At 75.2% G+C, this 20053-nt stretch carries 17 protein-coding genes; 9 read left to right on the top strand and 8 right to left on the bottom strand.

Translation table 11 applies throughout. The features are described from left to right. Window positions 1-83: 83 nt before the first annotated feature. The 3 genes from Asera_RS28375 to Asera_RS28365 are packed head-to-tail and all read left to right on the top strand — an operon-like array spanning window position 84 to window position 8474. Window positions 84-3122: a helix-turn-helix transcriptional regulator gene (locus Asera_RS28375; RefSeq protein WP_157034586.1), complete on the top strand. Its 3039-nt coding sequence runs from the start codon at window positions 84-86 to the stop codon at window positions 3120-3122. After that, complete coding sequence (locus tag Asera_RS28370; RefSeq protein ID WP_157034587.1) at window positions 3104-5707, top strand: helix-turn-helix transcriptional regulator; 2604 nt, start codon at window positions 3104-3106, stop codon at window positions 5705-5707. Before Asera_RS28375 ends, Asera_RS28370 begins: the two co-directional genes overlap by 19 nt. After that, window positions 5700-8474 (top strand): AAA family ATPase, encoded by a 2775-nt coding sequence (locus tag Asera_RS28365; RefSeq protein WP_169745782.1) that lies wholly within the window; start codon window positions 5700-5702, stop codon window positions 8472-8474. The genes Asera_RS28370 and Asera_RS28365 overlap by 8 nt, the downstream gene beginning before the upstream one ends. Window positions 8475-8654: 180 nt before the next feature. On the opposite strand, the gene Asera_RS28360 is transcribed toward Asera_RS28365, so the two are convergent. Beyond that, window positions 8655-9152 carry a MarR family winged helix-turn-helix transcriptional regulator gene (locus Asera_RS28360; protein ID WP_035295064.1) on the bottom strand — a complete coding sequence of 166 codons (498 nt, stop codon included), beginning with the start codon at window positions 9150-9152 and terminating at the stop codon, window positions 8655-8657. Between the two features lie 117 nt (window positions 9153-9269). On the opposite strand from Asera_RS28360, the gene Asera_RS28355 reads away from it, so the two are divergent. Then, a complete protein-coding gene (locus Asera_RS28355) occupies window positions 9270-9899 on the top strand; it encodes an FMN-dependent NADH-azoreductase (protein ID WP_030444122.1) in 630 nt (209 codons plus the stop codon). Between the two features lie 103 nt (window positions 9900-10002). Here Asera_RS28355 and Asera_RS28350 read toward each other — a convergent pair whose 3' ends face one another. Further along, window positions 10003-10425 (bottom strand): MmcQ/YjbR family DNA-binding protein, encoded by a 423-nt coding sequence (locus Asera_RS28350; RefSeq protein ID WP_030444123.1) that lies wholly within the window; start codon window positions 10423-10425, stop codon window positions 10003-10005. Between the two features lie 48 nt (window positions 10426-10473). Next, window positions 10474-11742 (bottom strand): MFS transporter, encoded by a 1269-nt coding sequence (locus Asera_RS28345; protein WP_051801434.1) that lies wholly within the window; start codon window positions 11740-11742, stop codon window positions 10474-10476. A 92-nt stretch (window positions 11743-11834) separates the two neighbouring features. Here Asera_RS28345 and Asera_RS28340 point away from each other — a divergent pair, with 92 nt between their 5' ends. Beyond that, window positions 11835-12344: a MarR family winged helix-turn-helix transcriptional regulator gene (locus Asera_RS28340; protein ID WP_030444125.1), complete on the top strand. Its 510-nt coding sequence runs from the start codon at window positions 11835-11837 to the stop codon at window positions 12342-12344. A 45-nt stretch (window positions 12345-12389) separates the two neighbouring features. Here the strand turns inward: Asera_RS28340 and Asera_RS28335 are convergent, their stop codons facing one another. Further along, window positions 12390-13901, bottom strand: a complete 1512-nt coding sequence (locus Asera_RS28335) for an aromatic amino acid lyase (RefSeq protein WP_211255437.1) — start codon at window positions 13899-13901, stop codon at window positions 12390-12392. Window positions 13902-14023: 122 nt separating this feature from the next. Between Asera_RS28335 and Asera_RS28330 the strand changes: the two genes are divergently transcribed. Genes Asera_RS28330 through Asera_RS28320 form a run of 3 tightly spaced genes read left to right on the top strand, consistent with a single transcriptional unit; the run spans window position 14024 to window position 15384 of the window. Further along, window positions 14024-14413, top strand: a complete 390-nt coding sequence (locus Asera_RS28330) for an ArsR/SmtB family transcription factor (protein WP_035295067.1) — start codon at window positions 14024-14026, stop codon at window positions 14411-14413. Next, window positions 14346-14828: an SRPBCC family protein gene (locus Asera_RS28325; RefSeq protein ID WP_030444128.1), complete on the top strand. Its 483-nt coding sequence runs from the start codon at window positions 14346-14348 to the stop codon at window positions 14826-14828. The genes Asera_RS28330 and Asera_RS28325 overlap by 68 nt, the downstream gene beginning before the upstream one ends. Then, window positions 14815-15384 carry a TIGR03086 family metal-binding protein gene (locus Asera_RS28320; RefSeq protein ID WP_030444129.1) on the top strand — a complete coding sequence of 190 codons (570 nt, stop codon included), beginning with the start codon at window positions 14815-14817 and terminating at the stop codon, window positions 15382-15384. The genes Asera_RS28325 and Asera_RS28320 overlap by 14 nt, the downstream gene beginning before the upstream one ends. 46 nt (window positions 15385-15430) lie before the next feature. Here the strand turns inward: Asera_RS28320 and Asera_RS28315 are convergent, their stop codons facing one another. Then, the gene (locus tag Asera_RS28315) at window positions 15431-15856 is read right to left on the bottom strand and encodes a DUF6924 domain-containing protein (RefSeq protein WP_051801437.1); all 426 of its coding nucleotides are present in this window, start codon (window positions 15854-15856) and stop codon (window positions 15431-15433) included. Between the two features lie 335 nt (window positions 15857-16191). On the opposite strand from Asera_RS28315, the gene Asera_RS28310 reads away from it, so the two are divergent. After that, on the top strand, window positions 16192-17385 hold the full coding sequence (locus tag Asera_RS28310; protein ID WP_084130843.1) for an acyltransferase family protein: 1194 nt from the start codon (window positions 16192-16194) through the stop codon (window positions 17383-17385). A gap of 121 nt (window positions 17386-17506) precedes the next feature. Here Asera_RS28310 and Asera_RS28305 read toward each other — a convergent pair whose 3' ends face one another. From Asera_RS28305 to Asera_RS28295, 3 genes are all read right to left on the bottom strand, one after another. Next, window positions 17507-18232, bottom strand: coding sequence for a DUF899 family protein (locus Asera_RS28305; protein ID WP_030444132.1), 726 nt, complete (start codon window positions 18230-18232; stop codon window positions 17507-17509). A 122-nt stretch (window positions 18233-18354) separates the two neighbouring features. Next, a complete protein-coding gene (locus Asera_RS28300; protein WP_030444133.1) occupies window positions 18355-19596 on the bottom strand; it encodes an RNA polymerase sigma factor in 1242 nt (413 codons plus the stop codon). Next, on the bottom strand, window positions 19593-19928 hold the full coding sequence (locus Asera_RS28295; protein WP_030444134.1) for a YciI family protein: 336 nt from the start codon (window positions 19926-19928) through the stop codon (window positions 19593-19595). Before Asera_RS28295 ends, Asera_RS28300 begins: the two co-directional genes overlap by 4 nt. Window positions 19929-20053 lie beyond the last annotated feature (125 nt).

Below are 20053 nucleotides of genomic sequence, written 5' to 3'. Positions count from 1 at the left end.
GGTACTTTGCGGTCGGTGAGTCCGGCCGGCAGCAGCCCCCGGACCGCCAGCGGATCCTGCTTGGATCTTTCTGGGGAGGGCGGGTGGCACAGACCTCGGCGGTGACCACGCCCCCGCTACCGGTCGGGCGGGCGGTGGAACTACGCCGGCTGCGCACCGCGCTGGCCTCCGCGGCCGGTGACCGGTCCAGGGCCGTGGTCGTGCGCGGTGCGTCGGGTGTCGGCAAGACCAGCCTGCTCGCCGCGGCGGACCTTCCGGCGGCACCCACCGTACGGGTCGGCTGCCGGCACGAGAGCGCCGACCAGGCCTTCGCGGTGGCTCGGCAGATCCTGGCAGCGCTGGGCATCGCGCCACGGGATGCCACCGAAGACAGCGCCGAGCGCGCCGGTCGCTGCCACCGCGACGTCCTGGTCGGACTGCGCCAGCACGTCGAGGAGCGGCTTGCGGCCACGCCGCTGGTACTGGTCGTCGACGACGTGCAGTGGTGCGACGAGGCGTCCGCCCGGTGGCTGGCGCTGCTCTCGTCGCTGCCCGGCCGGCACCCGGTGACGCTGCTGCTGGGCCAGTCCCGGCACCGCACCCGGGCCACCGCGGTGATCGACGGCATGGTCGCCGAGGGACGCTGCGAGGCGCTGGAACTCGGGCCGATCAGTGAGTCGGCCGTCGGCGAGCTGCTCGCGGCGGCCTACCGGGAGCCGGTCAGCGACCGGTTCCGGCGCTGCTGCGCCGAGCTGACCGGCGGCAACCCGGCCGCACTGGAGCGGCTGGTCGGCGCGCTGCGGGCGTGCGACATCCGGCCGGACGACACCGGCGCCGCGGAACTGCGATCCGGTGCGGTGTCGTCGATCGGCCCGCGCGTGCTCGCCGACCTGCTGCGCTGGCCCCGGGTGCGCAGCCAGGTCGCCCGGGCGATCGCCCTGCTGGGCACCGCGGATGCCGACCTGATCGGTGGGGTGGTCCGACTGTCGCCCCGGGTCGCCGCCGAGGCGACGGCACAGCTGCGCCGCGACGGCGTACTGGAGCCCACCGGGGCGCGGTTCGGCCAGCCGCTGCTGCGGGAGGCGCTGGTCGCCGAACTGCCCGAGACGGCCGCGAACGAGCTGCTGGCCCGGGCCGCCCGGCTGATGGACGACGCCGGCCGACCGCTCGCCGAGGTCGCCGACCTGCTGCTGCGACTGCCCCGGCTGGACGAACGGTGGATGTACGACACCGTGCACGCGGCCGCGATGAGCGCGGTGTCGGCCGGTTCCCCGACCGCGGTCGACTACCTGTCCCGGCTGTGGCGGGAACGCCCCGACCAGCTGCCGCTGCGGTTGGAGCTCGCCACCGCGTTGCTGCGCAGCGACCCGGAACTCGCCCTGGCCCACCTCGACCACATGGCCGCCACCGGCTACGGCGCCCGCGCCGGCGCGCGGCTGGCGCTCTGCCGCGGCTGGGCCGAACTGGCCCTCGGCCGGGCCGACGGCGGCTGGTCGACGCTGCGCGACGCCGAGCGCCGGCTGGCCGCGGCGAGCCGCGAGCCCGACCGGCCGACCGACGTCGCGCTGCGGGTACGGCTGCGCAGTGCGCTGGGCGCGAACGGCATGCTGCAACTGAGTCACACCCGCGAGGCCTGGCAGCTGCTCGCCGAGCAGGTGACCGGCGCCGAGTCCGCGGACGGCGGGCGACTGCTCGGGGTACGCGAGTCGGTCGAGGACGAGCTGACCGCGGTGCGCGGGGTGCTCGACACGCTGTGCCGGGGCGACCTCGACGCCGCCCGCCGGTACGCGGAAGGGATGCCGCGCAGCGACCGGGCGCTGGCGGGCTGGACCGGGATGGCGGCGCCGGCGCTGTTGCTGCTGCTGGACGAGGCGCCGACCGCGCTGCGGCTGCTGGACCGGGTCGGCGCTGCCAGCCGGCGGCTGCGCCAGCCCGGCTCGGAGTACTTCGCGCAGCTCGCCCGCGCGGTCATCCTGTTGCAGTTGGGCCGGATCGAGGCAGCGGTCGACGGTGCGCTCGCGGCGCTGGGAACCGCGCGCCGGTGCCCCTGGCGGCCGGACACGTCCGGGCCGCGACTGGTGCTCGCCGGCTGCCGGCTGGCCCAGGGCCGGTCCGATCTGGCCGGCCGCATCGTCGCGCAGCTGTCCGGCGAGGCGCTGGCCGGCTCGGTGTGGCTGCACAGCCTCTACACGTCGATCACCGCCCGGCTGCACGGGCGGCGGGGCGACTGGCCGGCGGCACTCCGGGTGCTGGACGAGCACGGCGAGCTGCTGCGCCGGGCCGGCGTCGTCGACCACCTGACCGCGCCCTGGTGGTTCGAGGCGGTCACCGTGCTGGCCGAGGCCGGCCGGCCCACCGAAGCGCAGCCGTACCTGGAGCGCGGTGCGGCGCTGGCGCGGCGCTGGCCCACCCCGCACGTGCGCGGCCGGTACCTGCTGGCCGCGAGCCTGCTCGCCGCCGAGCCGGACCGGCTGCCGCTGGCCCGCTCCGCCGCCGAGGCCGCCGGCGAGCGGGCACCGGCGCTGCACCTGGCCGCCCGGTTGCGGATCGGCCGGCTGCTGCTGGCCGCCGGAGACCGGCCCGCCGCGCACCGGCACCTGCGCGAGCTGGTGACCGACGCCGAGTCGCTCGGTCTGCTGGGGCTGGCCCGGGACGCGGCCGCGATGGTCTCCGCCGCCGGTGCCGACGCGCGGCCGGCCGCGGCGCCCGGCGGTCGGCTGACCGACAGCGAACGCCGGGTCGCCGAACTCGCCGCGCGAGGGCTGACCAACCGGCAGATCGCCGCCGAGCTCTTCCTGTCGACCCGCACCGTCGAGTTCCACCTGACCAACGTCTACCGCAAGACCGGCGTGCCGGATCGCCGCCGCCTCGCCGCGCTCCTGACCTCGGCGCCCGGGCGATCGGCGCCCCGGCTGCGGCTGCCCGAGACGGCAGTGCGGGTGCGGCCGGACGAGCCGCCGCGCCCGCTGCCCGAGGTGGCCCGGCCACGGCTGTCGAAGGCGTCCCCGTCCCGGCTGCCGGACACCGCGCCGCCCCGGCTGCCGGACACCCGGCAGCCAGGGAAGCCGAACCCGCAGCCGCCGCTGCCGGGTGTGCAGCACCGGTCGCCGGAGGTATCCGCGCGATGGCTGCCGGAGGCGTGACCGGAGCCGGCGACCGGCTCGTCGAGCGAACCTCGGCGGTCGAGGCGTTGCGCCGGCGGATCGACGCGCTCGGCGCCGGGCAACCCGGCGCGGTACTGATCACCGGACCGGCCGGGATGGGCCGATCCGCGCTGCTGGCTCGTTCCGCCGCGGACGCGCGCGCGGCCGGGATCCCGGTGGTACGGGTCCGGTTCGCGCGGCCGCCCGGCGCCGCGAACGGCTCGGCCGGCCTCGCGGCGGCGCTGCGGCACGAGGTGGCGGCCGAACTGGCCGCGCCCACGCCGGCCCTGCTCGCCGTCGACGACGTGCACCGCGCCGGTCCGGAAGGGCTCGCCTGGCTGACCGAGTTGGCCTGTCGCGGCGAGGGCGGACCGGCACTGGTCGTGTGCGGCGTCGCGTCCTGGTTCCGGTGGGCCACCGGCCGGTGCGCGGATCTGACCGCACCGCACCGGATCCAGCTGCGCCCGCTGAGCTTCGCCGGCGTCCAGGAGGTGTGCACGCGACTCGCCGGGCCGGTACCCGACGAGTACGTGCAGGCGGTCGCGGCGGCCAGCCGCGGCACCCCGGCCCTGGTGCACTCGATCGTGCGCCGATGCCCCGGCGGCAGCGGGCCGGCGCTGCTGCGGCGGCTGTCCACCGTGACCGCGGAGGTGATCGCCGCCCACGTGGACCGGGTGTACGACGGGGTTCCGCCGGAGTTGACCGGCCTGCTGCGGGCGGTGGCGGTGGCCGGCCGGGAGCTGCCGTTCGGGTCGCTGTGCGAGCTGGCCGGCGTCGACGCGGTCGACCTGGACCGGTTGCTCGCCACCGGCCTGTTCACCTACACCGATCGGCTGCGGCCGGTCTGGCCGGAGGTCGTCGACCGTATCCTCGGCCGGTTGAGCCCGACCGAGCTGCAGGAGCTGTACCGGCAGGCCGCCGAGATCGGCCGCACCGGGGCGGTGGACGACGACGTGCTTGCCGAGTGGCTGGATCGCGCCGGGCCGCGCCGGCCGGCGTGGGCCGTCGAGGTACTCGCCGACGTGGGCTGGCGGGCCGCCCGGGATGGCCGCCGGGACACCGCCGCCCGGCTGCTCGGCCGGGCTCTCGACACCGAAGGGGGCGGTCCGCGCCGCGGCGCCCTGCTGCTCGCGCTCGGTACCACCGAGCTGTCGGTGTACCGGGATGCCGGCGAACGGCATCTCGGTGCGCTGCTGCGCGAGAAGAACCTGCACGACGAGGCGCAGCGGCTGGCCGCCGCGGACCTGCTGTCGCTCGGCGGGGCGGACTGCCGGCCGGTGCTGCGGGCCGGGCTGCGCTCGGCCCGCAGCGACAGCGAACGCGCCGGTCTGCTCGGGCTGTCCTGGCTCGCCCATCCACGCGGGTACGAGGACGACGAGGACGCCTGGCTGACCCGGGCCGAACTGCCCTCGGCCGCGCAGCTGGCCAGCCGGGCCTGGTGGCTGACCGTACGGGCGGAGCGGCGTACCACGGCGCTGGAGATCGCCCGGGCCGCGGCGGCGACCACGCTGTTCCACCCGCGGCTGGTGGCCTCCCGGGTGCTGCTGCTGGGCGACGACCTGGCCGGCGCCGGCGAGGTGCTGGACACGGTGCTCGCCGACGCGACCCGCGCACGGGCCGATACGGTCCTCATCCACGCCCTCCTGGTTTACGCCGAGCTGTCGTACCGGCAGGGTGAGCTCGACACCGGCCAGCAGGCGCTGGAGCGCGCGCTGCGCCAGCTGGCCCCGCATGCCTGGCCACTGGCGGTGCTGCGCCAGGTGGTTGCGGTGCAGATGATGATCGACATCGAACGCGAACGGTTCGACGCGGCGCAGGAGCTCGCCGACCTGCAGCCGCCGCCGTCCGGCTCGGGCGGGTTCGGCTGGTCGGCCGTGCTGTACGCGCGCGGCGTGCTGGAGCTGCGCCGCGAACGGTGGGCGGCGGCCGCAACGCTGCTGCACGAGTGCGGCCGGCGGATGTCGGCCGACGGCCTGGACAATCCGGCGCTGCTCAACTGGCGCGCCTACGCGGCGGTGGCCGATGCCGCCAGCGGGCGCCCGCAGCGGGCCGCCCGACTGATCGCCGACGCGCTGGTGCGGGCCGAGGCGTGGGGCGCACCGAGCGCGCTGGGTCTGGTCCAGGCCTGTGCCGGGCAGGCGTTCGAGAGCCAGCGGTTGAGCCGGCTGACCAGCGCGGTGGACACGTTGCGCGGCTGCCTCTCCCGGCTGCGGTACGGGCGGGCGCTGGTGGACCTGGCTGCGGCCGCGGTGGCCGCCGGCGACGTCGAACTCGCCGCCTCCGCCGCCCGGGAGGCCGAGGAGCTGGCGGCCCGGCACGGCTGGCAGCCGGTCCTGCACCGGGCGGCGCAGGTGCGCCAGCGGTGCGAGCACGGCACCGGGCCGGTGCTGTCCGCGGTGCAGCGCGCGGTGGCCGAGCTGGCGGTGGCCGGCCTGTCCAACAAGCAGATCGCGCAGCGCCGCGAGGTCAGCCTGCGTACCGTCGAGCTGCACCTGACGAACACCTACCGGCAGTTGGGGATCCGGCGCCGGACCGAGCTTGCCGGCGCGCTGGCCCGGGTTGGCGCGGGTGTCGGCGGTGCTTGAGGAGCGGGTGGACGAGCTCGCCGCGGCGCAGCGGGCGCTGGCCGCGGCGCTGTCCGGGCGCGGCCAGCTGGTGGTGGTGGAGGGCGGCATCGGCGCGGGCAAGTCCGCGCTGCTCGCCGCGGTCGCCGGGCTCGGCGCCGCGGCCGGAATGTGGGTGTCGAGCGCCCACGCGACCCGGCTGGAACGCGAGTTCGGCGGGGCGGTGGTCCGTCAACTGCTGTGCCCGGTCCTCGCCGTGACACCGGCGTCGGGCGCGGCGGGCTGGCTGGCCGGCCCGGCGGCCGCGGCGGCACCGCTGTTCAGTGACGACCCCACCGTCCTGGCCGCGGTGTCCCGGCTGCAGCACGACCCGGACGTGGGGTACGGGCTGCGCCTGGTGGTCCGGCGGATCTGCGCGCAGCGCCCGCTGCTGCTGGTGGTCGACGACCTGCAGCGCGCCGACGCGCTGTCGCTGGCGTTCCTGGCCGACCTGGTCGGCTGCCGGGACGAGGTGCCGCTGGTGCTCGCCGTCGCGGTGCAGCACGAGACGACGGACGCGCAGACCGTGCCGGTGGACGAGCTCGTGCATGCGGCCGACGTGGTCCTGCGCCCGGCCCCGCTGTCCGAGCCGGCCGTCGCGGGCATCCTGCGCTCGGTGGGCCGCGATCCCCACGACGCGGCGGGCATCCACCGGGCGAGCCGCGGCAACCCGCTCGTGGTGCGCTCCCTGGTGGGTACCGGCGGCCAGCCGTCCGGCTGCCCGTCGCCGCTGCGGGAACGGCTGGTGCAGGCGTTCGAGGTACTCACCGCCGACGTCCGGGCGTACGCGCGGGCGATGGTGTTGCTGCCGCCGGGCGCGGGCCCGGCGACCGTGTCCGCGGTCGCCGGGCTGGACGAGGCGCAGAGCCGGTTCGCCCGCCGCTTCCTGGACCGGCTGGGGCTGCTGCGGCCCGGACTGCGCGGGTACGCCCAGGCCGTGGTCGAGGACGCGATGTCGCCGGCGGAGCTGGACGAGTTCCACCGGCGGGCCGCCGGGGCGCTGGACTCGGCCGGGTACCCCGTCGACGAGGTGGCCGACGAATGCCTGGCGGTGTCCGGAACGCCGCCGGACTGCGCGGCCCGGGTACTGCCGGCGGCGGCGCGGGCCGCGCTGCGCGCGCACGACCCGCACCGGGCGGTGCGGTACCTGCGCCGGGCGCTGATCGACTGCCCCGTCGACGGGCCCGAACGCTCGCGGCTGCTGGCCCGGCTGGCCGAGGCGGAGCTGTGGACCGACCCGGTGGCGGCCATGCGGCACGTCGGCCGGGCCGCCCGGCTGACCGACGACGTGCGGTCCCGGGCGGCGATGCTGTCCCGCCTGACGCCGATCGCGCTGACCGGCGCCGACGACCTGTCCGGCCTGATCGACGCCGCCGCCCGGGCGTTGCCGGGGACACCGGGCAGCCCCCCGGTGGATCGCGAGCTGGCGCTGCGGCTGGAGGCGCGGCGGCGGTTCCGCGACCTGGACGACGGCGAGGCGCTGCGAGACACCCTGGGCCGCTGGGCCGGGTACGGGTCGCGGCCGCCGATCGACACCGAGGCGGAGCGGGAACTCGCCGCGGTCCTGCTGTACGCGGCGACGCTGACCGTGCGCACCTCGGCCAGCCAGGTCGGTCCGCTCGCCGCCCGGTTGCTCGAGCACCTGCCGTACCGGCCGTTGCTCGCGCACACGCCCGCGCCGCTGGCGGTCGCCTGCGCGCTGGCCGCCGGGGAGCTGGTCGACGTGGCGGACTGGCTGTCCACCGCGCTGCTGCCGGACGGTCGGCGCACCCCCGACGATCTGCTGCTGACGCTGATCGGCCGGGCCACCCTGCACTGGCTGCGGGGTGCGGTCGCGGACTGCCGGCGCGATCTGCTCGAGGCGGCCCGGCTGGCCCGAGGTGCCGGTGCGACGCTGGATCCCACCGGTGCGATCGGCCTGGTGTCGACCGCGCTGAAGCTGGCCGACCGGAAGATCCTGGACCAGGTCGCCCGGGTATGGCCCGACCCGACCGCGGCGCCCCGGCCGCACCTGCGGTTGCTGGCGCAGACGCTGCGCGCCGCGCTTGCCCTCGACCGCGGCCCGACCCCGGCCGAGTGGGACGACTGGGAGCAGTGCCTCGCCGAACTGGAGCGGCTCGGCTGGCGCAACCCGGCGCTGCTGCCGGTGGGCAGCTGGTCGGTTCGGGCGCTGGTGGCGGCGGGCCGCGGCCGGCGCGCTCGCGAGCTGATGGAGCGCGAGTACGACCGGGCCACCTGGTGGGGTTCGCCGATCCCGGTCGGGCGGGCGCTGCGGAGCCTCGGCCGGCTCACCGAGGGGCCGGCCGGTGTGGACCTGATCGCCCGGTCGGCCGACGTGCTCGCCGAGTCCGGTAACGATGCCGAACTCGGCCGAACCCTGATCGAGTACGGGGTGCGGCTGCGTGCGGTGGGCCGGCCCGATGCGGCCGACCAGGTGGTCCGCGGGATGCGGCTGGCGCGGCGGGCCGGCGCCGACGAGGTGGCCGACCGCGCGGCGGCGCTGCTGGGGGAGCCCGGCCGGGGCGGGGCACCGCTGACCCCGGCCGAGCTGAAGGTGGCTCGGCTGTCGGCGGGCGGCAGCTCCAACCGCCAGATCGCCGAGTTGCTGGGGGTGACCCGGCGCGCGGTGGAGAAGAACCTGACGAGCTGCTATCGCAAGCTCGGCGTGCCGGGGCGCGCGATGCTGGCCGCGAAGCTGGCCGAGCTGTTCCCGGCCGGCGAAGCGGTCAACGGCGAACCGCTGCGCTGAGCGCGGTGCACGTCTCGCCGGCCGGGCCGGCGCGTGGTCGGGGTCGAGCCTCGCCGCGACCGTCCGGCCCGCGCGCGGCCAGGGTGCGAACCTCGCACGGTCAAGGTGGAAGCGTCGCGGTCAGAGGTGGGGCATCACGGTCAGAGGTGGGGCATCGCGGTCGGAGGTGGGGCATCGCGGTCAGAGGTGGAGCCTCGCCGCGATGTCCGGCGCGGTCACCTCGAGGACCCGCCGTGCTGCGCCGCCCAGCGCGGCGAGCTGCTCCGGCGTCAGCGCGTCGATGACCAGTCGCCGGACTTCCCGGACGTGCCCAGGCGCGGTCTGTTCCAGCTTGGCCCGGCCCGCCTCGGTGAGCACGGCGGCGGTCCGCCGGCCCGGCTCGCGGCAGACGACCCGGCGGACGTAGCCCGCGCGTTCGAGCCGGCCCACCGCATGTGACAGGCGCGACAGCGAGCCGCTGGCGAGCATGGCCAGATCGCTCATCGGGACCGTCGCCTGCGGGGAGTCGCCGAGCTGCACGAGCACCTGGTACTCGTACATGTTGAGGCCGGCGTCCCGCTTGAGCTGGGCATCCAGCGCCGGCGGCAGGGTGCTGATCACACCGATCAACGCGATCCAGTGTTCCTGCTGGTCACGGCTGAGCCAGGGGACCTCGTCGGCGGCGTCTTCGGTGGGCACGGAGCAATCCTACGGCAGTAGAACTTGAATGTTCAATTCGAGCGCGCTACCGTGTCGCTTGAACATTCAACTAGCCCCGGCGCCCGTGCCGTCGGGCGAGCCACGAGGAGCACGTTCATGTCCCTGTTGCGCATCGACTCGAGCATCCAAGGCGACGGTTCGAGCAGCAGCGCACTGGCCGACCAGGTGGTGGCCGAGTTCCGCGCCGTTCGACCAAGCGAGCCGATCGTCACCCGCCACCTCGGCGAGCAGCCGCTACCGGCCGACGCCTGGCGCGCGGCACTCGGGGCCAAGGCGGTACCGGAGGAGCAGCGCACCCCGGCCGATCGCGCGGCGCTGGCGCTGGCGGTCGAGGTCGCCGACGAGCTGCGCGCGGCCGACGCCGCCGTGCTCGCTCTGCCGCTGTACAACTACGGCGTCTCGCAGCACGTCAAGACCTGGATCGACCTGGTCATCGCCGGCGTGGACGATCCCGTCGGGCTGCTGACAGGTACCCCGGTGGTGCTGGTCACCACCCGCGGCGGCGCCTACGGACCGGGCACGCCGCGCGAGGGCTGGGACCACAACACCGGCTACCTGCGGCGCATCCTGGCCGACGTCTGGGGCGCCGACCTGACCGTGATCGAGCGCGAGTTCACGCTGGTCGGGATCAACCCGGCGCTGGACGAGTTCCGCGAGCACGCCGCGACGCTGCGCAAGAGCGCCGAGGAGGCCGCGGCCGAGGCCGGCCGCAGCCTGGCCGCCTGAACCCGCCCTCCCGCGTACCGGAACCGGCACGCCGCCTGGCTCGGCCACCGGAGACCGGTACGCGGGGCGGCGCCGCCGCGTACCGGGGGTCCGGCAGCGATCGTCAGTCCAGCTGGTGGGCGTCGAGCCAGGCGCGGGCGCGGCGCGCCGAGGCCTGCGACAGCCAGGCGTCCTGCACCACCTCGGCGAGCTCCGCGCGGCTCAACCGGTGCAGCTGCGCCGCGCGGACCAGCACCGAACGGTGCCCGTCGAAGTGTGGCGTGGTGAAGAACGGGGAGTCCGGATCGGCGACGAGCGCCTGCTTGTCGGCCTCCGACTCGACCCAGAGGACGATCACGTCCGGGTACCGCTCGCCCGTGGCCGGGTCGACCGCGTCCGGCCGCGGGGTGCGGAAGAACACGAACGACTTCCCGCCGACCTGGTACACCGGGTTGCCGCTGCCACCGCGCTCCACCGTGACGTGCGGCATCGCCTGGGCCAGCTCGTGCACGTCCTCGACCCGAGCGGGTCGCCCGTCGTCCGCCATCGCACCAGTTTATGGCGTGGTGAGTGCCGGGGACGCGCCCGATGCGGGTCAGCTGGCGGAGCCGACCGGGTCCAGTTCCGTCACCGGGGTCGGGTCGTGCCGGCGCAGCTGGCGCACGGAGGGCAGCGTGGCGGCGGCGAGCGATCCGCCGGCCATCACCGCGGCGCACACCCACAGCCAGCTGGTGGTACCGGTGAGGGCGGACAGCGGTCCGGTGAGCGCCAGGCCGACCGGCCGGGCGACGAACGAGCCGACCATGTCGAAGGAGTACACCCGGGCGAGCTTGTCCTCGGGCACGTTCTGCTGGATGGACAGGTCCCAGCTGACCGAGAACAGCTCCAGCCCGAACCCGTGCAGGAACGCGCCGGCGAGCACCAGGATCAGCCCGGTCGTGCCCGGTACGCCGAGGGCCATCGCGGCGGGGAAGCAGCCGGTCAGCGCGAGCAGCAGGGTGCCGGTCAACAGCCCGCGGCGCGGTCGCCAGCGCAACGACAGCAGGCCGCCGGCGAGGAACCCGATCATCAGCGCCGCGAGCGCCCAGCCCCAGGCCGCCTTGCTCCAGTTGTCCGACACCACGATCGGGCCGAGCACGCCCTGCACCCCGCCGTAGAACAGGTGGTACAGCAGGGCCTGCAGGATGAGCATCCACAGCCAGGCGTGACGCAGCACCTCGCGCAGCCCCGTGCCCAGGTCGCCCAGCATCGACTCGTGCCGCTCCCGCGCCGGTTCCGGCACCCGGAGCAGGTGGTAGCAGGCGGCGGCGACGGCGAAGGTTGCCGCGTCGACCGCGATCGCCCAGCCGGAGCCGAGCGTGGCGGCGAGCACCCCGGCGAGCGCGAAGCCGGCGATCTGGGCGCCGTTCTGGACCAGCCGACGCTGCGAGACCGCCCTGGGCAGCAACGGTTGCGGCACGGTCTGCCGGGTCATTGCCGAGGACGAGGGGCTGGCCAGCGCGCCGAGGCAGCCGTTGACGGCGCCGACCACGCCGAGCAACCAGACGCTCGACCAGCCGCCGATCAGGCTCGCCGCGATCAGGGTCTGGGTGGCTGCCGCGGCGATCGCCGAGCCCTGCATCATCGCCGCTCGCGGGAGCCGGTCGCCGAGCACGCCGCCGAACAGGGCGGTGGCCACATCGGCCAACGCGTACGCCGCGACGACCAGGCCGAGCTGGTTGGCCGAACCGCCGAGTGCCAGCACCGCGAATGCGAGTGCGACCGGGGTGATGGCGTTGCCGAACGAGCTGGTGCCGGCGCCGATCACGAGCAGCCGGAAGTTGCGGTACGCCAGCGGCCGCGCCGCGGCCGGAGCTGTGGTCATCGGTCGATGGTATTTCGCTAGCGAATGTTTAGTCAACGAAATTTTCGCCAGCGAGATTCTCGGTGCCGAAGCATCGTTGGTAGGATCGGGGCATGCCGCCCGAGGACTGGACCGACCGCCACGTCGCGCGCTGGCGAGACCACTGGTCGGGCATCTCGTACGACGACCAGGTCGAGGGCATCGTCACCCGGATCGGGCAGATCGGCCACTATCTCCGCGAGACGGTGAAGCGCGCCGCGGCCGCCTCCAACCTGCAGGACGCGGAGTACAAGACGCTGCACGAGCTGATGATCCGCGACACTCCGGGCTCGGCGTCACCGGGCGAGCTCGCCGAGGACCTCAAGATCTCCGGCGCCGGGATGACCGGCCGGCTCGACGCGCTGGAGAAGAGGGGCTGGATCCGGCGGGTGTCGGCCATCGACGACCGCCGGCGCGTCATCGTCCAGATCACCCCGAAGGGCACCGAGGTCTGGCGCGGCGCGATGGCCAACCGCGGCACCGCGGAGGACGAGCTGATCGCCACCCTGACCGAGCGCGAGCGCGCCGCGCTCAACCGGCTGTTGAAGAAGCTCACCCTCTACATCGAGTCGCTGCCGGACTGACCGCGCCGAGTTCCGGTGCGCCGCAACGCAACCGGACGCACCGCCTCAGGCCGCGGCCACGTCCAGGGCGCCGGAGTTCAGCGCGGCGCGCAGCCGGCGCAGATCCGCGCCGAGCGGGCGGTCCTCGTACACCGGCGGGACCAGCGCGGCGATCGCGGCGTGCAGCGGGGTCAGCGCCGGTGCGATCGGGGCGGCCCGCACCGTCCACGCCTGGTAGGCGACGAGCAGCTCGGCCGCGACGATCGACTCGACGCGTTCCAGCGCGGCGCGCAGCTGCTCGCCGGCGGCCGGCGCGAAGGCCTGCAGGTCCTCCTGCCCGGCCGAGGTGTCCAGTGAGCCCAGCGTCGCCGGCGCGGTCAGCCGGCGCAGCGCCTGCAGCTCGCCGACCGCCCGCTTGTGCACGGTCACCAGCCCCGCCTGCGGTCCCGGTACCGCGGCCAGCTGCGGCGGCAGCCCGCTGTACCGCTCGTCCAGCAGCCGGGCCATCCGCTGCACGCTCGCCTCCGCGGCGTGCGCGAGGGCCGCGGTCACCGCGTCCAGCCGCAGCCCCAGCTCGCACCCGTGGTACCCGGCGGTCGACACGAACCCACCGGCCAGGAACGCGGGGGAGTCGGTCACCCAGCACAGGGCCCGGTCGACCGCGTCGGCGAGGTCGGCGACGGTGCGGCTCAGGTGCGCGAGCACCTGCGGTACCACCCGGAACGACACCGGCGCGTGCAGCAGCCCGGCCCGCACGGTGCCGCCGGCGAGCAGCGCCCGCAGCCGCGCGTACCGGTCGGCCAGCACCGGATCGCCCGCCGCCAGCCGGGGGTCGTAGCCGGCACGCGGGGCGCCGAGCGCGTCGATCGACGCCGCTGCGGCCACCAGCAGCCGCTCCGCCGCCGCGGCCGCCTCGGCACCGCGCCGGATGCCGTGCATCGTGGCGACCGGGATGCCCTCGAGCAGGATCACGCCCTCCTTCGGGCCCGGCCGGTACGGCTCGACGCCGCGCGCGGCGAGCGCCTCGGCGGCCGGTACCTCGGTGCCGTCGTCGGCCAGGACCGCGCCGAGACCGGCGAGCGCCTGGCCGGCGTGGCAGAGCGGGATGATCTCGCCGGCGCAGCCGATCCCCTCGCGCGGCACCGCCGGGTGGAAGGCGTCGTTGAGCCGGTCGGCGAGGAACCGGCACAGCTGCTCGCTCGCCCCGGTCTCCGGCCGCACGGCGGTACGCAACACGATCGCGAGCACCGCCCGGACGTCGGGCACCGGCAGCCAGGGCGGCCCACCGACCGCCCGCGCGGTGAGCAGCCGCAGCTGGTGGGTGGCCTGCTCGTCCGGGTCGAGGCGGCGGCCGGCGAAGGCACCCATGCCGGTGGTCACCCCGTACACCGGGTGGTTCGGGTCGGCCAGCGCGGTGAGCACCGCCGTGCGGTTGCTGGCCACCGCATCGAGCAGCTCCGCCGGCAGCGTCACCCGGGCGCCGGCGGCGATCGCCCGGATCGCGTCCGCCCCGAACCCGTCCGTACCGGAACCCTTCGTGCTGTCGATCCGGACCTCGTGCCGGCCGCCGTCGCGCACCCTGCCTCCCGTGGTCGTTGCCGCTCCGGGCGTACCCATACTGCACTTTCAACCGAGAGGTTGACCGCGCGGAGGCCCTCGGCTACCGTGTCTTTAAACCAATTGGTTGAAAGAGGGCTGCGATGGACACGCTGACCCGGGCGTTCGCGGCCCTCGCCGACCCGACCCGGCGGGACATGGTGTCCCGGCTCGCCGACGGCGATGCCACCGTCAGCCAGCTCGCCGAGCCGTACCGGATCTCGTTGCAGGCGATCTACAAGCACCTGAAGGTGTTGGAGGAGGCCGGGTTGGTCAGCCGGCCGCGCGGCCCGCAGCCGCGCTCGGTGCGGCTGCAGGTCGAGACCCTCGACCTGCTGGACACCTGGATCGAGCGGCACCGGGTGCGGGTCGAACAGCGCTACCGGCGCCTGGACGCGGTCCTGGCGCAGCTGGGGGGAGACGACGATGAACGAGATCACCGAAGCGATGGTCGAGGCCGACCCGGCGTTGCCGATAGTCCGGGTGGTACGTGACTTCACCGCGACGCCCGCGCAGCTGCTGCGTGCGCACACCGACCCGGAACTGTTCGTCCGGTGGGTCGGGCCGGACGCGCTGAGCACCCGGATCGACCACTGGGACGCCCGGACCGGCGGCAGCTGGCGCTACGTCTCGACCGACGGCGACACCGAATACTGGTTCCACGGCTGTTTCCACGAGATCGGCCCGCGGCGGCTGGTGCAGACCTTCACGTACGAGGGGGCGCCCGACGGCGTCGCGCTGGAGACGCTGTGGTTCGAGGAGCTGGGCGGTGGTCGCACCCGGCTGCACAGCCAGTCGCTGGTGGACAGCTTCGAGGCGCGGGACGCGATCCTGCGCAGCGGTATGGAGGTCGGCGTCGCCGAGGGGTACGCCAAGCTGGAGAGGATGCTCGACGATGGCGCTGTCTGACCGACCGGCGGACCGGCACCGGCAGGTCGCCGGGGTGTTCACCGACCGGGTTCGGGGCACCGGCCGCTGGGACGCGCCGGCACCGGTCGCCGGCTGGGCCGCCCGCGACGTGGTGCGACACCTGACCGACTGGCTCCCGGCGTTCCTGGCCGCCGGCGCCGGCATCGACCTGCCGGCCCGGCCGTCGGTCGACGACGACCCGGTCGCCGCCTGGCAGGCGCACCGCGACTGGGTGCAGGCGATCCTCGACGACCCGGAGACGGCGCACCGCACGCTTTCCAACCCGCACCTTGGCACGCTGCCGCTGGACGCCGCGATCGACCAGTTCTACACCGCCGACGTGTTCATGCACACCTGGGACCTGGCCCGGGCCACCGGCCAGGACGACCGGTTGGACGCCGACTTCTGCGCGCAACTGCTCGGCGGGTTGGAGCCGATGGAGGAGCTCCTGCGCTCCTCCGGCCAGTACGGGCCGCGCGTCGTGGTGAGCGCCGACGCCGACGTGCAGGACCGGCTGATCGGCTTCATCGGCCGCGACCCGCACTGGGCGGCCTGACCGCACCGGCCACCATGCGGTCCACAGTGGACGAAGAGGGGCCGGCTCAGTAGTCGCGGTAGACGCCGTCGGCGTCGGCGCTGGCGGCGAGCTCGTCGAAACCCAGGTTGTCGGTGAACAGGTTCGCCTCGATGGTGCGGACCGCCTCCGGCACGCAGCGGAAGCGTCGCCCCCGCTCCGGCGGGCGCAGGTCGACCACCAGCAGCGGGTGCCGGAACTCGCGCAGCGCGACGTCGTCGACCACGAACAGGAACGTGTGCGGGTACGCCGCGGGCACCAGGGCGAGCACCTCGGCGAGCGTGCATCCGGCGTACTGCGGGTCGCTGAGCGGGTGCACGCCGGCCTGCATGCCGAGGCCGCTGTCCTCCTCCGGCTCGAACACGTCGGTCAGGATCGACTCCCAGCGGGCGTCGTCGGCGAAGCCGGTCCGGACCAGCAGCGCGGCCTCGGTGGCCGGTAGTGGCTGGGGCATCGTGCGCTCTCATTCCCGCGGTGACGGTCGCGTGGCGGCGGTGCGACCGGACCGCGGCGAGCGGCAGGACGAGCGCACCCGCGCCGAGCACGAGGGTACCGGGGAGGGCGAGGGTACGGCGGGGGAGCCGAGACTGATGGCGTGCGCCAGGCCGCACCAGCCTCGGCACCCTGCCGTACCAGAAGGAGGTCAGCAGCAGGCCGCCGGCACCTGGTGTCGAGGGTGGGGCTGGACCCACCCGAGGCGGGGCCCAGCGGGATACCGGCGCCGTCGCCTGCTTCGTACGGTCGATCTGCTGCCGGTGACGCAGCGGGGATCGGTGAACGGAGACCACCATGAGCGTGTTGCGAGACCGGCCGGATGCGCTGGCACCCCATGGAAACGGCGAGCGAAGTCCCGGACGACGGCTGCGGTTCGTGGACAACCTGCGGATCGCACTGACGGTGCTGGTGGTGCTGCATCACGTCGTCGTCGGCTACAGCGGCCTCGGCATGTGGTACTACGACGAGCGGCCGACGAGCGCCGCGGTCGGGATCGGGCTCACCGTGTTCCTGATGCTGAACCAGGCGTGGTTCATGGGTGCCTTCTTCCTGCTGTCCGGCCACTTCACGCCGGGCTCCTACGAGCGCAAGGGTGCCCGGGCGTTCCTGCGTGACCGGCTGGTCCGGCTCGGCATCCCGCTGCTGGTGTTCTACTTCGTGCTCAACCCGATCCTGTCGCTCGGCGACTACCACGGTGGGCCGCTGGGCATCGCGTACCTGCACGCGATCGGGTCCGGTCCGCTGTGGTTCGCGCTGGCGCTGCTGGTGTTCGACGCCTGCTACGCGGCCGTGCGCGTTCTTGGTGCCGCCCGCCGCGGCCGGCGCGGGGCCGAACCTCGGCGCGGGAGCCGGCTCGCACGGTGGGAGGACCGGGCCACCGGCGCACCGAAGCGGCGCACCGTGCTCGGGTTCGTGGCAGCGCTCGCGCTGGCCACGTACGTGCTGCGGATCCTGGTACCGGCGGGCTTCTGGCTGCCGGTGATCGACTTCCCGACCGGCGCCTACCTGGCGCAGTACGCGGCGTTCTTCGTGCTCGGCACGATCGCGTACCGGCGCGGCTGGTTCCGCGCGGTCACCCCGCGGCTGGGCCGGTTCGGCGCGGCGCTCGCGGCCGGCGCCGTCGTGGTGTTCCTGCCGCTCGCGCTGGGCACCGGCGGGGTCACCGGCTGGACCGGCCACGGCACGCTGAGCTCGTTGTGCTACGCGCTGTTCGACTCGGGGTTCGCGGTCGGCCTGCTGCTCGCGCTGCTCGCGGTGTTCCGCCGCCGGTTCGACGGCCAGGGCCCGCTGCGCCGGTACCTGGCCCGGCACTCGTTCACCGTCTACGTGACCCACGCCGCGGTGGTGACCGCCGCCGGCTATGCGCTGGCCGCCCTCGCGATGCCGACGCTGCCCAAGGTCGCGCTGGTCGCGCTGGTCGCGGTCCCGGCCTGCTTCGCCCTGGCCGGGCCGATCCGCCGGCTTCCGGGCGTACGCCGGGTGCTCTGACGGCGTGGTGCCGGATGGCCTTCGTACCTCGTCGGCGGGCCGGTTCGGTGTCGAGACCACCGTCGACACCGAACCGGCCGCGGCACGCCGCTCCCGGTGGGGAGGCGGTCCGCCCCGGCCGTCAGCCGGCGGTACCGAGGTCGTCGGAGCGGCCCGCGCGGATCCGGGACCACTGTGCCGTGGGACGGCCGTCCACCCGGGCCGGGTCCGGAATGTTCTGCGGCCAGCCCGCCGGGGAGTCCTCCCACGGCTCCTGCCGGCCGTAGGCGGTCAGGTCCAGCAGGCCGTAGGTCTGCTCCATCGCCTCGACGCCGCGGCCGGTGGTCCAGTACGTCTCGAACACCCGGTCGCCGGACCGCAGGTAGCAGGCGAGGACGAACGGGGCGCGACCGCCGAGCAGCACGTCCAGCGACGGCTGCGCCGAGTACCACGGGACGTCCCAGCCCATGAAGTCGCGGTACCGGACGCTCTGCTCGTACGAACCCTGGCACAGCGTCGCGTAGGTCACGTCGCGGGAGTGCAGGTACGCCAGCTCCCGCACCTGGCTGTTGAAGAACGTGCAGCCGGGGCACTGCTGCGCCGCCGGCGCGCCCGCGTGCCACATCTGGTAGTACGCGATCAGCTGGCGGCGCCCCTCGAACGCGTCCAGCAGCGTCACCGGACCGGCCGCGCCGATCAGCGGGCTGTCCGCGGGCACCTCCACCATCGGCAGCCGGCGCCGGGCCGCGGCGATCGCGTCCCCGGCCCGGCTGTGCTCCTTCTCCCGGATGCGCAGCATGTCCAGTTGCGCCTGGTACGTGGATCGGTCGGCGATGGTGGGTGCCGCGATGTCGATCTCGGTGTTCATCGGAACTCGTCCCTCCGCTTCGGTTCACCGTCACCCCACCGACGAACACCGCGACGCCGGATCGACAGCGGTCCGGAACTTTCTCGCCGGCGTCGCCGGGCACCGCGGTCGCGCGGGCCGGGTCAGGTCGCGGAGTCGCCCAGCTCGGCCAGGCGGGCGGCGAGGTAGCGGCGTTCCGGTGCGGTGGGCGCCAGGGGCAGCGCCTCCCGGTAGGCGCGTCGCGCCTCGTCGGTACGGCCGGCGCGGCGCAGCAGGTCGGCCCGGGTCGCCGGCAGCAGGTGGTAGCCGGCCAGCGTGCCGGCCGCGGCCAGCTCGTCCACCAGCGCCAGGCCGGCCGCGACCCCGTCGGCCATCGCCACCGCCACCGCCCGGTTCAACGCCACCACCGGGGACGGCGCGAGCCGCAGGAGCGTGCCGTACAGGGCGGCGATCTGCGGCCAGTCGGTACTCGCCGCCTCCGGTGCGGTGGCATGGCAGGCGGCGATCGCGGCCTGCACCTGGTAGGGCCCGGTGCGGCGCGACACCAGCGCCCGGTCCAGCACCGCGACGCCCTCGGCGATCGCCGCCGCGTCCCACGCCGACCGGTCCTGGCGCTCCAGCGGCACCAGCATCCCGTCCGCGGTCCGGGTGGCCCGGCGCGCCTCGTGCAGCAGCATCAGGGCGAGCAGCCCGGCCGGTTCCGGCTCGGCCGGCAGCAGCCGGCACAGCACCCGGGCCAACCGGATCGCCTCGGCGGTCAGGGCCCGGCGGGCGTCGAGCTGCTCCTCGTCGTACCCCTCGTTGAAGATCAGGTAGAGCACCGCGAGGACGGCGGCCAGCCGCTGCGGGAGCGCCTCGGCCGGCGGCACCCGGTACGGGATGCCGGCCTCGGCGATCTTGCGCTTGGCGCGCACCAGTCGCTGCGCCATGGTCGGCTCGGCGGTCAGGAACGCGCGGGCGATCTCGGCGGTGGTCAGCCCGGCCAGGGTGCGCAGCGTCAGCGCCACCCGGGCGTCGAACGGCAGCGCCGGGTGACAGCAGGTGAAGATCAGCCGTAGCCGGTCGTCCGGGATCTCCTCGACCGGCGGCTCCGCCGGGTCGCGTTCGAGCACCGCGAGTTGGCGCAGCTTGGCTGCGCCGGTGGCATCGCGGCGCAGCCGGTCGGTGGCGCGGTGCCGCGCGGCGGTGGTCAGCCAGGCGCCCGGCCGGTGCGGTACCCCGTCGCGGGGCCAGGTGGCGAGCGCGGCGGCGAACGCCTCCTGGGCGCAGTCCTCGGCCAGGTCCCAGTCGCCGGTCAGGCCGATCAGGGTGGCGACGAGCTGCCCCCACTCGTCCCGGTACGCCGCCTCGACCGCCGCGGTGACCTCGCCGTGCCGCCCGGTCACTCCCAGACCGGGCGGATCTCGATCCCGCCCCAGCGCGCGTACGGATGGCCGGCGGCGATCTCGATCGCCTCGTCCAGGCTGGCGCACTCGACGATCACGAAGCCGCCGACGAAGTCCTTGGTCTCGGCGAACGGTCCGTCCGAGACGAGCGTCTCGCCGTTGCGGACCCGCACCGTCGTCGCGTCGACCACCGGACGCAGCCGGGCGCCGACGATGCGGGCGCCGCGCCGTTCCAGGTCGGCGAGCCAGGCCTGGTGCACCGGATCGACGGCGAGCTCCTCGTTGCTCGGTGACGCGGACTCGTCGTCGCAGATCAGCAGAACGTACTTCATCCGCCCGATTGTGCACCGACCCGCTGACACCCCGGCGCGAGAACTCCCGAGACGATCAACCGACCGGCACGGGACTCCCGAGCGGGCATGCTGCCCCAGGCGCCGCCGCACCGTCCGTGCGCACC

Origin of the sequence: Actinocatenispora sera (genome assembly GCF_018324685.1) — a bacterium.
In the GTDB taxonomy this organism is placed as follows: domain Bacteria; phylum Actinomycetota; class Actinomycetes; order Mycobacteriales; family Micromonosporaceae; genus Actinocatenispora; species Actinocatenispora sera.
This window is presented reverse-complemented; position numbering and strand designations above follow the sequence as displayed.

Excerpts from the sequence above, each read along its gene's own strand:
- Asera_RS28370 (WP_157034587.1), top strand. The coding sequence starts at position 3,104 with ATGGCTGCCGGAGGCGTGACCGGAGCCGGCGACCGGCTCGTCGAGCGA.
- Asera_RS28355 (WP_030444122.1), top strand. The coding sequence starts at position 9,270 with ATGTCCCTGTTGCGCATCGACTCGAGCATCCAAGGCGACGGTTCGAGC.
- Asera_RS28350 (WP_030444123.1), bottom strand. The coding sequence starts at position 10,425 with ATGGCGGACGACGGGCGACCCGCTCGGGTCGAGGACGTGCACGAGCTG.
- Asera_RS28345 (WP_051801434.1), bottom strand. The coding sequence starts at position 11,742 with ATGACCACAGCTCCGGCCGCGGCGCGGCCGCTGGCGTACCGCAACTTC.
- Asera_RS28340 (WP_030444125.1), top strand. The coding sequence starts at position 11,835 with ATGCCGCCCGAGGACTGGACCGACCGCCACGTCGCGCGCTGGCGAGAC.
- Asera_RS28330 (WP_035295067.1), top strand. The coding sequence starts at position 14,024 with ATGGACACGCTGACCCGGGCGTTCGCGGCCCTCGCCGACCCGACCCGG.
- Asera_RS28325 (WP_030444128.1), top strand. The coding sequence starts at position 14,346 with ATGAACGAGATCACCGAAGCGATGGTCGAGGCCGACCCGGCGTTGCCG.
- Asera_RS28320 (WP_030444129.1), top strand. The coding sequence starts at position 14,815 with ATGGCGCTGTCTGACCGACCGGCGGACCGGCACCGGCAGGTCGCCGGG.
- Asera_RS28315 (WP_051801437.1), bottom strand. The coding sequence starts at position 15,856 with ATGCCCCAGCCACTACCGGCCACCGAGGCCGCGCTGCTGGTCCGGACC.
- Asera_RS28310 (WP_084130843.1), top strand. The coding sequence starts at position 16,192 with ATGAGCGTGTTGCGAGACCGGCCGGATGCGCTGGCACCCCATGGAAAC.
- Asera_RS28305 (WP_030444132.1), bottom strand. The coding sequence starts at position 18,232 with ATGAACACCGAGATCGACATCGCGGCACCCACCATCGCCGACCGATCC.
- Asera_RS28295 (WP_030444134.1), bottom strand. The coding sequence starts at position 19,928 with ATGAAGTACGTTCTGCTGATCTGCGACGACGAGTCCGCGTCACCGAGC.